The organism is Pseudomonas sp. 3B-A001-10F, from assembly GCF_056313565.1.
In genome coordinates, this window is the sequence record NZ_JBQYFW010000037.1 from 12150 (window position 1) to 24358 (window position 12209).

General features: G+C 58.6%; 13 protein-coding genes. All 13 read left to right on the plus strand.

Going from position 1 to position 12209, the window contains the following annotated elements:
* The first annotated feature begins 17 nt into the window (after window positions 1-17).
* The 13 genes from AC0ZWN_RS24785 (at window position 18) to AC0ZWN_RS24845 (ending at window position 12202) form a co-directional block, all read left to right on the plus strand.
* Window positions 18-638: a pseudaminic acid biosynthesis-associated methylase gene (locus tag AC0ZWN_RS24785; RefSeq protein ID WP_476336975.1), complete on the plus strand. Its 621-nt coding sequence runs from the start codon at window positions 18-20 to the stop codon at window positions 636-638.
* Window positions 635-1330 (plus strand): pseudaminic acid cytidylyltransferase, encoded by a 696-nt coding sequence (pseF, locus tag AC0ZWN_RS24790; RefSeq protein ID WP_476336977.1) that lies wholly within the window; start codon window positions 635-637, stop codon window positions 1328-1330. The genes AC0ZWN_RS24785 and pseF overlap by 4 nt, the downstream gene beginning before the upstream one ends.
* Window positions 1327-2832 (plus strand): UDP-2,4-diacetamido-2,4,6-trideoxy-beta-L-altropyranose hydrolase, encoded by a 1506-nt coding sequence (pseG, locus tag AC0ZWN_RS24795; protein ID WP_476336978.1) that lies wholly within the window; start codon window positions 1327-1329, stop codon window positions 2830-2832. Before pseF ends, pseG begins: the two co-directional genes overlap by 4 nt.
* Window positions 2825-3877, plus strand: coding sequence for a pseudaminic acid synthase (gene pseI, locus AC0ZWN_RS24800; protein WP_476336980.1), 1053 nt, complete (start codon window positions 2825-2827; stop codon window positions 3875-3877). Before pseG ends, pseI begins: the two co-directional genes overlap by 8 nt.
* A 226-nt stretch (window positions 3878-4103) precedes the next feature.
* The gene (locus tag AC0ZWN_RS24805; RefSeq protein WP_034153282.1) at window positions 4104-5030 is read left to right on the plus strand and encodes a ketoacyl-ACP synthase III; all 927 of its coding nucleotides are present in this window, start codon (window positions 4104-4106) and stop codon (window positions 5028-5030) included.
* An 87-nt stretch (window positions 5031-5117) separates the two neighbouring features.
* Window positions 5118-6407 (plus strand): motility associated factor glycosyltransferase family protein, encoded by a 1290-nt coding sequence (locus AC0ZWN_RS24810; protein WP_476336981.1) that lies wholly within the window; start codon window positions 5118-5120, stop codon window positions 6405-6407.
* Window positions 6404-6670: a hypothetical protein gene (locus AC0ZWN_RS24815; protein ID WP_476336982.1), complete on the plus strand. Its 267-nt coding sequence runs from the start codon at window positions 6404-6406 to the stop codon at window positions 6668-6670. The genes AC0ZWN_RS24810 and AC0ZWN_RS24815 overlap by 4 nt, the downstream gene beginning before the upstream one ends.
* Window positions 6671-6912: 242 nt before the next feature.
* Window positions 6913-7764 carry a flagellin domain-containing protein gene (locus AC0ZWN_RS24820; protein WP_007920059.1) on the plus strand — a complete coding sequence of 284 codons (852 nt, stop codon included), beginning with the start codon at window positions 6913-6915 and terminating at the stop codon, window positions 7762-7764.
* A gap of 72 nt (window positions 7765-7836) precedes the next feature.
* Window positions 7837-8193: a flagellar protein FlaG gene (locus tag AC0ZWN_RS24825; RefSeq protein ID WP_007920057.1), complete on the plus strand. Its 357-nt coding sequence runs from the start codon at window positions 7837-7839 to the stop codon at window positions 8191-8193.
* Between the two features lie 82 nt (window positions 8194-8275).
* Complete coding sequence (gene fliD, locus AC0ZWN_RS24830) at window positions 8276-9718, plus strand: flagellar filament capping protein FliD (RefSeq protein ID WP_095126505.1); 1443 nt, start codon at window positions 8276-8278, stop codon at window positions 9716-9718.
* A 129-nt stretch (window positions 9719-9847) separates the two neighbouring features.
* Window positions 9848-10246 carry a flagellar export chaperone FliS gene (gene fliS / locus AC0ZWN_RS24835; protein ID WP_093439698.1) on the plus strand — a complete coding sequence of 133 codons (399 nt, stop codon included), beginning with the start codon at window positions 9848-9850 and terminating at the stop codon, window positions 10244-10246.
* Window positions 10247-10257: 11 nt separating this feature from the next.
* Window positions 10258-10554 (plus strand): flagellar protein FliT, encoded by a 297-nt coding sequence (gene fliT / locus AC0ZWN_RS24840; protein ID WP_016984299.1) that lies wholly within the window; start codon window positions 10258-10260, stop codon window positions 10552-10554.
* 172 nt (window positions 10555-10726) lie between these two features.
* Window positions 10727-12202, plus strand: a complete 1476-nt coding sequence (locus AC0ZWN_RS24845; RefSeq protein ID WP_007920053.1) for a sigma-54 dependent transcriptional regulator — start codon at window positions 10727-10729, stop codon at window positions 12200-12202.
* The last annotated feature ends 7 nt before the right edge of the window (window positions 12203-12209 follow it).

Genomic DNA, 12209 nt, shown 5'->3' on the forward strand with positions numbered 1-12209 from the left:
AAGGATGAGTATCTGCAATGCGTCATTTGAGTGAGCAGGAAAAGTTCTGGCAGGGCGACTTCGGCAACCAGTACGTCGCGCGCAATGTCGGTCAGCCGCTAGTGGCGGCGAACCTGGCGCTGTTTGCCAAAGCGCTGAGCCGGGCTACAGGTATCGAGAGTCTGGTCGAGCTGGGCACCAATGCCGGCAACAATTTGCAGGCGTTGCATCAACTGCTGCCGCGTTGTGAACTGTTCGGCGTCGAGATCAACGACAGCGCCTGTGCTCAGGCACGGGCGTTGGACATTGCGCAGATCTGGCATGGCTCGCTGTTCGATTTCCCGCGCGAGCGCCGCTACGACCTGACCCTGAGTAAAGGCGTGCTGATTCACTTGGCCCCGGAGCTGTTGCCGACCGCTTATGCGCAGTTGTACGCGTTGAGCCAGCGCTACATCCTGATCGCCGAGTATTACAATCCGGCACCGGTGGAGGTGTCCTATCGTGGCAACAGCGGCAAGCTGTTCAAGCGCGATTTTGCCGGTGAAATGCTCGATCGCTATGCCGATTTGCACTTGCTGGATTATGGTTTCGTCTATCACCGCGATCCGCAGTTTCCTGTGGACGACATCACTTGGTTCCTGTTGGAAAAGCGCCCTTGAGCAACGTCGCAATCATCCCGGCCCGTGGCGGTAGCAAACGCATCCCGCGCAAGAACCTTTTGCCGTTCGACGGCGTGCCGATGATTGTCCGTTCGATCCGCACCGCGCTGGAATCGGGCTTGTTCGATCAGGTCGTGGTCAGCACCGACGATGCCGAAATTGCCGATGTGGCGCGAGCCCATGGCGCGCAGGTGCCATTTCTGCGCCCGGTAGACCTGGCCGATGATTTCACCGGCACGGCGGCAGTGATCGTGCATGCGCTGGAGCAACTGCCATCCTTCGATTTCGCTTGCTGCATTTACGCTACGGCACCGCTGTTGCAGGTGCGTTATCTACGTGAAGGCCTGGAGTTGCTGGAACGGCATGCAGACAAGTCGTTTGCGTTCTCCGTTTGCGATTTCGGCTTTCCGGTGCAACGGGCATTGACGCTGGACGAGCAGGGCGCCTTGCGCGCGTTGTATCCCGAGTTCCGCAACACCCGCTCGCAGGATTTGCCCAAAGCTTTTCAGGATGCCGGTCAGTTTTATTGGGGTCGTCGTGAGGCGTGGTTGCGCGGCGAGGTGCTCTATTCGCCAGCAAGCCTGCCGGTGATTCTGCCCCGGCATCTGGTGCAGGACATCGACACCCTTGAAGACTGGAAGCGCGCCGAATACCTATACGCCGCGCTCAAGGCTGGTGGAGAGCTGCAATGAGAGTGCTGATTCGTGCCGACGCCTCGCCGACCATCGGCAGCGGGCACATCGCCCGCTGCCTGCCGCTGGCGCGAGTGCTGCGCGCGCAGGGCAGTCATGTCGCCTTCGCCTGTCGACGGTTGCCGGGACATCGTCTGGAGGCATTGCGCGCCGAGGGATTCGAAACGTTCGCGCTGCCTGAGCGCTACGCCAATGAAGATCCACAGCAAGCCATCGAATCGATGCTGCCGTGGCAGGCCGACATTGATGCGCTGGGCTCGCAGCTTGAAGGTCAGGCCGAGTTTGACTGGATCATCGTCGACCACTACGGTCTCGATCATCACTGGCAAACCGCAGCGCGGCGCTGGGCGCACCGAATTGCAGCGGTGGATGATCTTGCCACCCGGCGCTACAGCGTCGATTTGTTGCTCAATCAGAATCTTTCCGGCCTCAGTGAAAACTATGCGCCGTTGCTGCCCGAAGGTTGTCGCACGTTGCTCGGGCCGCGTTATGCGCTGTTGCGCGAAGAATTCAACTGCCCTGCCATCGAGATCAAGCCCAAGGCGCGCCGGGTACTGGTTAACTTCGGCGGATTCGATGCCGCAATGCAAACCCACCACGCGATGCTGGCCCTGGCGGATTTCACCGAGCTGCAGGTGGACTTCGTCGCTGGCGCCGATAATCCGGCGTGGGCGCAGATGCAGGCATTGGCCGAGACACGGCCGAACTGGCGTCTGCACAGTTTTGTCAGCGATTTCTACCAGCGCATGAGCGAAGCCGACCTGTTTGTCGGCGCCGGTGGCGGCACCAGTTGGGAGCGCGCGGCGTTGGGCTTGCCGACAATTTGCATTGCCGTGTCGAACAACCAGCAGGCCAACGGCGAAGTCATGGCCGTAACGGGGGCACATGTTTTCATGGGCGCCCGTGAGCAGGTCAGTGTCGAGCAGTTGCGCGACGCCGTCGGCTTCGTCGCCGACAATTATTATTTGCGACAGGGCCTGGCCGAACGTTCGCGGCAACTGGTCGACGGACGCGGAGCGCTGCGCGTTGCTGCCGCTCTGGCCGGCGCAGTGCTCGCCATACGTCCCGCCACGTTAGAGGATGCACGGCTGTTGTTCGATGGCCGCAATGCCGAACCGGTGCGGCGTTGGTCGCTGGCGAGCGCTGAAATCGACTGGTCGCAGCACGTCAACTGGCTGACCGCCAGTCTGCGTAATCCGCAGCGTTTACTGTTGATCGCCGAAGCCGATGACGGCCCGGTCGGCGTTGTGCGTTATGACCTGCGCGGGTTTGAAGCCGAAGTCTCGATCTACCTGCTTGAGGGACGTTTCGGCCTGGGTTGGGGCAAGGCGCTGCTGACGCGGGGCGAAGCGTTCGTCACCCGGCACTGGCCGCAATTGACCGCCATTACCGCTCAGGTACTGCCGGGCAATCGTGCCTCGTTGAATGTGTTTCATGACGCCGGGTTCACTCAGAGTGCCTGTACGTTCACCCGTGTTTTGAAGGATCACCCCGATGACTAGTTTCAAGATTGGTAACCGCTTGATCGGTGCCGATGCGCCGCCCTTCATCATCGCCGAGATGAGCGGCAACCATAACCAGTCGCTGGACGTGGCCCTGCAAATCGTCGACGCAGCGGCCAAGGCCGGGGCGCATGCCTTGAAGCTGCAAACCTACACCGCCGAGACCATGACCCTGGATCTGGCTGAAGGCGAATTCTTCATCAAGGATCCGGGCAGTCTGTGGGCCGGCACTTCGCTCTACGATTTGTATGAAAAGGCCCATACACCGTGGGAATGGCACGCGCCGATTTTTGCTCGTGCCAAGGAACTGGGGATGCTCGCGTTCTCGACACCGTTCGATGACAGCGCCGTGGACTTTCTCGAAAGCCTTGATGTGCCGGCCTACAAGATTGCCAGTTTCGAAAACACTGACTTGCCGTTGATCCGTCGTGTGGCCGCCACCGGCAAACCGCTGATCATCTCCACCGGCATGGCCAGTATCGCTGAACTGGATGAAACCGTGCGCGCCGCGCGTGAAGCCGGCTGCAAGGATCTGGTCTTGCTCAAATGCACCAGCACCTACCCGGCGACACCGCTCAACAGCAACGTGCGCACGATCCCGCATCTGCGGGAACTGTTCGGTTGCGAGGTGGGGCTGTCCGACCACTCGATGGGCGTAGGCGTGTCGGTGGCTGCGGTGGCGCTGGGGGCGACGGTGGTGGAAAAACACTTCACCCTCGACCGTTCAGCGGGGGGCGTCGATGCGAGTTTCTCCCTGGAACCGGCGGAAATGGCCAGCCTGGTGGTGGAAACCGAGCGCGCCTGGCAAGCCATGGGCCAGGTGCATTACGGCGTTACCGAGGCCGAGCGCAAGTCGCTGGTCTATCGCCGTTCGCTGTATGTCACGGCCGACATGGCCGCCGGTGACACCTTTACCGGGGACAATCTGCGCGCCATTCGCCCCGGCCTCGGTCTGCCGCCCAAGCACACCGAAGCCGTCCTCGGCCGCCGCGCGCGCGCGCCAATCAAGCGCGGCACGCCGCTGGACTGGTCGTTGGTCGAATAACCCGATCTGCACCGATTCGGCAAAATAGCGTGACCTGCGAGTCATAACGCGCATCTTCACTGTATTGTATTGATCGGGGAGATGGCGCCTGGCTCGTTTTCGATTCCAGTGATAGCCCTTTGCGCTCCCCGTGGCTGCCCTTTGTGGCGGCCGTTTTCTGTTTGTCGGCGCCCCTCGAAATCCTTGCGAGCGGTGGTCTTGGGCTGTTTTTTATTGGGAAGCCGTAATGATTGGCATAAAAAGCATTGCGAGCTACGTTCCTGTAGCCGGCGTGGACAATTACGCACAAGGTGCAAAATTCGAGAAGGATGAAGAATTCATCCTTGGCAAGATCGGTTCGGCATTCCTGCCGCGCAAAGACGCTGAACAAGAAACCTCCGACCTGTGCGTGGAAGCGGCCAATGCGCTGTTTGCCAGCAACCCGGATCTGAAACGTGAATCGATCGACGCCTTGATCGTCGTCACCCAGAACGGTGACGAAGAAGGCCTGCCACACACCGCCGCCATCGTGCAGGACAAACTCGGTCTGCCGACCAACGTGGCGGCCTTCGACATTTCCTTGGGCTGCTCCGGTTATGTCTACGGCATCTACGCGATCAAGGGCTTCATGGAAGCTGCCGGCCTGAAGAACGGCCTGCTGATTACCGCTGACCCGTACTCGAAAATCGTCGATCCGGAAGACCGCAACACCACCATGCTGTTCGGCGATGCCGCGACGGCTACGTGGATGGGCGAAGAGCCGACCTGGGCACTGGGCAAAGCCAAGTTCGGCACCGACGGCTCCGGTGCACCGCACTTGAAAGTCACCGATGGCGTGTTCTTCATGAACGGTCGTCAGGTCTTCAACTTTGCGCTGCTCAAAGTCCCGGCACACTTGCACGAACTGCTCGACGATTCCGGTCTGAAAGCCGATGACATCGATGCCTTCTGCATTCACCAAGGCAGTGCGGCGATTGTCGATGCCGTGGCGCGGCGTTTCGAAGGCGAGCCGGAGAAGTTCATCAAGGACATGGTCGAGACCGGGAATACCGTGTCGTCGAGCATTCCGTTGCTGCTGGAGAAACACGTCATCGATTCCGATTGGCAGCGTATTGCGCTGAGCGGTTTTGGTGTCGGTCTGTCATGGGGCTCGGCGATCATCTATCGCCCTTGAGTCCGAGCAAAAACGGCGGATACAAAAATAGCGTTCAAGGTTAACCTTGAACGCTATTTTTTTGCCTGGAAGGGAGCGCGAGGCGCCATGAGCGAGTTTTTTCAAGCCAATGCCGAGGTGTTGCAACGGCGCTGGCCGGCGCTGTTCGAACGACTGATGGCGCAAGACAGTACGGCCATTGCGGCTCAATTGGTTGAGGGGCTAGGCTCGACGCTGAGCATCAACGGCATCCAGCTCACCAGTCGTCACGATCGCCTCCATGAAGCGCAGATTCAGGCGGCCAGCCTGCCGGACAAGGCGCAACTGCACGTCTATGGCACCGGTCTCGGTGATTTGCCCGGTGTGCTGCTTGAGCGGACGGGATTGCAACGCTTGTACGTGCACATCCTCAATGGCGCGCTGTTTGCGCTGGTGGTGCAACTGCTCGATCAGCGTCAGTGGCTGGAAGACCCGCGGGTTGAGTTGTTTTACGCTGCCGATCATCCGGACTTGTTCACGCCGTTTTTTGCCCTGCCTGCCGAGATGTTGCTGGCCGATGACTACAACGCGAAGATTCGCGATCGGCTGGTCAATGAAGTCCATCTGAGTTTTAACAATCGCGAATTCGACGCGCAGTCGCCGTTCATTCAACAGCGCTTGCAGGACTGCTTGCCGGTGCTGCTGGGTGATGACGATGTGGCGCAGTTGTTTGGTACCTGCACCGATCGCGAGATCTACGTGATCGCTACCGGGCCGACTCTGGAAGGGCACTTTGAACGATTGGCAGCGCTCCGGAATCAGGCTCAGCGCCCGCTGTTCATCTGTGTCGACACGGCGTATCGGCCGTTGATTGAGCACGGGATCGTTCCGGATCTGGTGGTGACCATTGATCAGCGCATCAGCTTCCGTCATTTGCCGTTCGAGGCGTCTGACGGTATCCCGCTGGTGTATTTGCCCGTGAGCGATCCCGAGGTTCTGCGGGCCTGGAAGGGCAAGCGCTATGGCGGTTACTCGGCCAGTCCGGTGTACGCCGGGTTGCGTGAACAGCATCCGCGCGCGCTGCTGCACGTCGGCGGCAGCGTGATCCATCCGGCGGTCGATCTGGCGGTGCAAATGGGCGCGTCTCGCATCACGCTATTTGGCGCCGATTTCGCCTTCCCGATGAACAAGACTCACGCGGGCTGGAGCGATGGCGATCTGGGGCCGGGTGTGAATCAGGCGCGGCACTGGGTGCGCGATGGGCAGGGTCAGCGGGTGACCACACAGCTCAACTTTCGCGGTTATTTGTGTGTGCTGGAGCGCTATATCGCTGCACATCCAGAGGTCGAATTTCTCAACAGCAGCCGCTCCGGGGCGCTGATCGCCGGAACCGACTTCAACCCGGAGTTTGTGCAATGAGTACGCTGAGCCTCTGTAAGGATGAATGTCGCCAGTGTGCGGGTTTGTTTCGCCTCGGGCGCGATGTCGAGGCGGCGCTGACGATGGTCGATGTGTTTGAAAAGGCCCAGCAATGTTTAGCGTCTGCCCCGGCAGAGGTTCAGCAGGTGTGGGCGCAGCTGTTAATGCAAATGCTCGATTGTCAGGAGCGCCAGGACTGGTTGGGGCTGGCTGATTATATGGAGTACGAATTGATCGAGTTGCTGGAAAGTGTTCCGGTCTGAGCAGGCCGACAGCACTGGCCCGCAGCTTTGCGCGGCAGTCGGTTTTATGACGTCATTTTTTCGCGGCTGACGTACTGCTAAGTCTTTGTTTTCTCGGGGGTGGCAGGGTGATGGCAAATTTTTTTCAAAAAGCCCTCAAGCAACCTGCAAACCCGACGATAACTATTACGAAGGTTCTCTAGGCCATACCCGGCGGTTGCCAGGGCCGGAAGCCGCAGTACCCAACCAACGAGGAATTCGTCATGGCTTTAACAGTAAACACCAACACCACGTCGTTGAACGTTCAGAAAAACCTGAACCGCGCTTCCGACGCTCTGTCGACTTCGATGCAGCGCCTGTCTTCCGGCCTGAAAATCAACAGCGCTAAAGACGACGCCGCTGGCCTGCAGATCTCGAACCGTATGTCCTCGCAGATCCGTGGTAACACCCAAGCCATCCAGAACGCCAACGACGGTATCTCCGTTGCCCAGACCGCTGAAGGCGCTCTGCAAGCTACTACCGACATCCTGCAGCGTATGCGTGAACTGGCTGTTAAAGCACGTAACGGTACCAACGGCACTGCTGACCAGACCGCTACCAACGCTGAATTCGCTCAGATGTCCGACGAGATCACCCGTATCTCGGCTTCGACCAACCTGAACGGCAAAAACCTGCTGGACGGTTCGGCTGGTACTGTGACCCTGCAAGTGGGCGCAAACACCGGTTCGGCTAACCACATCGACCTGGTACTGAGCTCCAAGTTCGACGCAGTAAGCCTGTCGGTAGGTAGCGGTACTCTGTCCCTGACCGGTGCTACCGTAACTGGCGCTTCGCAGAACATCGACAACGCGATCACCGCGATCGACGCTGCAATCGCTGCCATCGGTGCAACTCGTGCCAGCCTGGGTGCTTCGCAAAACCGTCTGACCAGCACCATCCAGAACTTGCAGAACATCACCGAGAACACCACTGCTGCACAAGGTCGCGTACAAGATACCGACTTCGCCGCAGAGACTGCTAACCTGACCAAGCAGCAAACCCTGCAACAGGCTTCGACCTCCGTACTGGCTCAAGCCAACCAACTGCCTTCCGCTGTACTGAAGCTGCTTCAGTAATTTCGGAATGAGTTTGAGCGGGGGAGTGCGCTGGTCGCGCTCTCTCGCTTTTTTCGTTAGGAGGTGATGAGCATGGACATGAGCGTAAAGCTTAACGTGTCTTATCCGGCTCCCAAGCCAGTAACGCCGGTTGCTGACAAACCGTCAGAGACGCCTAAAGTTGCCAAGACTGAAGCGCCGGTCGCTGCCAAGAGTCAGGATTCGGACGACGCCAAATTGAAACTGGCGGTGCAGGAGATCGAAAAGTTTGTACAGTCGATCAAGCGCAATCTGGAGTTTTCCATCGATGAACACTCTGGAAAGGTCATCGTCAAGGTGATCGCAAGCGAGACGGGTGAGGTCGTACGACAGATTCCCTCCGCAGAGGCCCTCAAGCTGGCAGACAGCCTCGCCAATGCGAGTCACGTATTGTTTGACGCCAAAGTCTGATAGCTGGCATGAATTATGTTTGTCCGTTCTCAAGATGCGTGTAACGGTCAAAAGAATGGCAACAATCTGAAGGGAGATGCACATGGCAAGTCCAATTCTACCGGGTTCCGGACTGGGTTCCGGTCTGGACATCGGCGCGATCGTGACCGCGCTGGTAAACGCCGACAAGTCGCCGAAGCAGACGCAGATCGATTCTGCGACCAAAACCAACACCCTGAAGATTTCCGGTGTCGGTGCGCTGAAAAACGCATTGGCGGCCTACCAGAAGGCAATGACCGATCTGGGCAGTAAGACCAACCCTGCGTTTGCCGGTTACGCGGCGACCTCGTCTACCCCGACAACGCTGACCGCTACTTCCGATAACACGGCTGTTTCGGGCACATACAGTGTCGTGGTAAATAACTTGGCCACCGGCTCGAAAGTAGCCAGTGCATCCTTTGCCGGCGGCGCGGCCAGTGCCATTCCGAGTGGTACCCTGAAAATCAGTCAGAATGGCACTGATTACAATGTCGATATTCCGGCCAATGCCACCTTGCAGACTACCCGTGATGCCATCAACAAGGCGCAGGGTGTCAACGGTGTTTCCGCCAACATCGTGACCGACAGCTCGGGCGCTTCGCGTCTGGTGATCAGCTCCAACAAGACGGGCGCGGGCTCCGACCTGACGGTCAGTGGTATTGCCGGTCTGGAAATCGATGGCACCAAGGTCATGTCTGCGACCCCGGCCGCTGGTGATTCGGGGGCTGTGGGCGATATTGCCAAGGATGCGAAGCTGACCATTGATGGTCTTGCCGTTACCAGCAAGAGCAACACAGTGAGCGGCGCGATCAGTGGGTTGACCATGAACCTGGTGGAAGCCAGCCCCACCGCGGTCAAGGTCTCTGTCGATACCAACACCAAGGGTTTGCAGGCTTCGGTTCAGCAATTCGTCGACGCTTTCAACACGCTCAAGACCACTATCGATAGCCTGTCCAAGGCAACGCCGGACGAAGATGGCAAGTTGACGGTGCAGGCCGCGTTTACCGGTGATTCTCTGCCGCGGACGTTGATTGCGGACATTCGTGCCCAATTGACCACTTCGTCGCCTGGCGAGCTGGGTGTGCTGTCGCAGATCGGCGTCATGACCGATCGCGACACCGGTAAGCTGACGCTGGACGCGACGGCTTTCAACAAGGCCATGTCTCAGCCAGGCATGACTGGTCAGGTGCAGCAGCTGTTCTCCGGCACCGACGACAAAAACGGTCTGTTGGCGCGAATGAGCAAAGCGGTCGATCCGTACCTCAAAGCTTCTGCTGATGGTAAAACCACCAGCGGTCTGCTTGATCAGCGTATGACCATTCTGAACAACAACACCCGCAGCCTCACGTCGCAGCAGTTGGCGCTGGATCTGCGTGTCGCCAACCTGACGAAGACGTTGACTGCCAAGTACAACGCCATGGACTTGCTGGTAGGGCAGATGAAGGCTACGGCGAGCAACATTACGTCGTTCTTCAGCTCGCTGAACGCTCAGCAGTCCGCGAAGTAAAAGGCGGGCACGACAAAAACCCGGCTACGCTTCATCGGCGTGCGCCGGGTTTTTGTCTTTTGATCTAAAGTTCTGTGATTCGTTGGCGATACACTGGTTATACGAGTCATTGTGGCAATGAGGTAGAACATGAATCCGATGTTAGCCCTTCGGCAGTATCAGAAAGTCGGCGCACACGCTCAGACATCCGAAGCGAGCCCGCACCGTCTGGTGCAAATGTTGATGGAAGGTGGTCTGGCCCGTATCGCTCAGGCCAAAGGCGCCATCGAGCGCAAGGACATTCCTGGCAAATGCACTTCGATCAGCAAGGCGATTGGCATTGTCAGCGGTCTGCGTGAAGGCCTTGATCTGGAAAACAGCGCAGATACCCTGGCTGATCTGGATGGGCTGTATATCTACATGATGAAGCGCCTCGCCGAGGCGAACATCAGCAGCGACCTGCGCATTCTTGATGAGGTTGCCGGCTTGCTGAGCACGGTCAAGGAAGGCTGGGATGCTATTGCCCCTGTGCCTGCTCCGCAGTTTTAAAGGAGATCGTCATGAGTCTTGTATTGCAGCGAATCGCCGATACCCGAGAAGCGTTGGTTACTGCCCTCGCTGAACGCAATTGGGAAGCCATTGGTGAACTGGATCTGGCTTGCCGTTCCTGCATGGAAGACGTCATGGCTGAGGCTGCGCTGGACGAGGTCGCGTTGCGCGACAACCTTGAGGAGTTGCTCCACGTCTACAAGGAGCTTCTCGAGGTGGCCATGGGTGAGCGGCAGGCGATAGCCAACGAGATGTCGCAGATCACCCAAGCGCAAAAGGCGGCAAAGGTTTACCATCTGTTTGGTTAATTAACCCCCAGTTAATCCAGACATGTGCGCCATAAATTTGACTGTGCACGGTTTTTTGACTTAACTAGTGGCTGTTTTCAGATTTCAGGCGTCTACAGGCACATGGTGTCCTGCAAGCGTCTCGCTTGCCCCTTATTTTGGGCATTGAGTTGACTAGGGAAGTTGCTATTGCATGTGGCGTGAAACCAAAATTCTGCTGATCGATGACGATAGCGTCCGCCGCCGCGACCTGGCGGTGATTCTAAATTTTCTTGGCGAAGAAAATTTACCCTGCGGCAGCCATGACTGGCAGCAGGCAGTCGGCTCTTTGTCGTCTAGTCGTGAGGTCATTTGCGTACTGATCGGGACCGTTAATGCTCCTGGTGCGCTTTTGGGCTTGCTAAAGACACTCTCAACCTGGGATGAGTTCCTTCCGGTTTTGTTGATGGGCGATAATTCTTCCGTTGACTTGCCTGAAGACCAGCGTCGCCGAGTGCTTTCGACCCTCGAAATGCCTCCCAGCTACAGCAAATTGCTCGACTCCCTGCACCGTGCCCAGGTCTATCGCGAGATGTACGACCAGGCACGCGAGCGCGGTCGTCATCGCGAACCCAATCTGTTCCGCAGTCTTGTCGGCACCAGCCGTGCGATTCAGCACGTGCGCCAGATGATGCAGCAAGTCGCCGACACCGATGCCAGCGTACTGATCCTCGGTGAGTCCGGCACTGGCAAGGAAGTGGTTGCGCGCAACCTGCATTACCATTCCAAGCGCCGCGACGCACCATTCGTGCCGGTCAACTGCGGGGCGATCCCGGCAGAGCTGCTCGAAAGCGAATTGTTCGGTCACGAGAAGGGCGCCTTTACCGGCGCGATCACCAGCCGTGCCGGCCGCTTCGAACTGGCCAATGGCGGGACCCTGTTCCTCGACGAAATCGGCGACATGCCGCTGCCGATGCAGGTCAAGCTGCTGCGCGTCCTGCAGGAGCGCACCTTCGAGCGCGTGGGCAGCAACAAGACTCAGAGCGTCGATGTGCGCATCATCGCCGCGACCCACAAGAATCTCGAAAGCATGATCGAGATCGGCACCTTCCGCGAAGACCTTTACTATCGCCTGAACGTGTTCCCGATCGAGATGGCGCCGCTGCGTGAGCGCGTCGAAGACATTCCTTTGCTGATGAACGAACTGATCTCGCGCATGGAACACGAGAAGCGCGGTTCGATCCGCTTCAACTCGGCAGCGATCATGTCGCTGTGCCGTCACGGCTGGCCGGGCAACGTCCGCGAGCTGGCCAACCTGGTGGAGCGCATGGCGATCATGCATCCGTACGGGGTGATCGGCGTGGTCGAGCTGCCGAAGAAATTCCGCTACGTCGACGACGAAGACGAGCAAATGGTCGACAGCCTGCGCAGCGATCTCGAAGAGCGCGTAGCGATCAACGGCCATACGCCGGACTTCACCGCCAACGCCATGCTGCCGCCGGAAGGCCTGGACCTGAAAGACTACCTCGGTGGTCTGGAGCAAGGCCTGATTCAGCAGGCGCTGGACGATGCCAATGGCATTGTGGCGCGTGCGGCTGAACGCCTGCGTATCCGTCGCACCACCCTGGTGGAGAAGATGCGCAAGTACGGCATGAGCCGGCGCGATGGAGATGAACAGGCGGAGGATTGACGCCTGT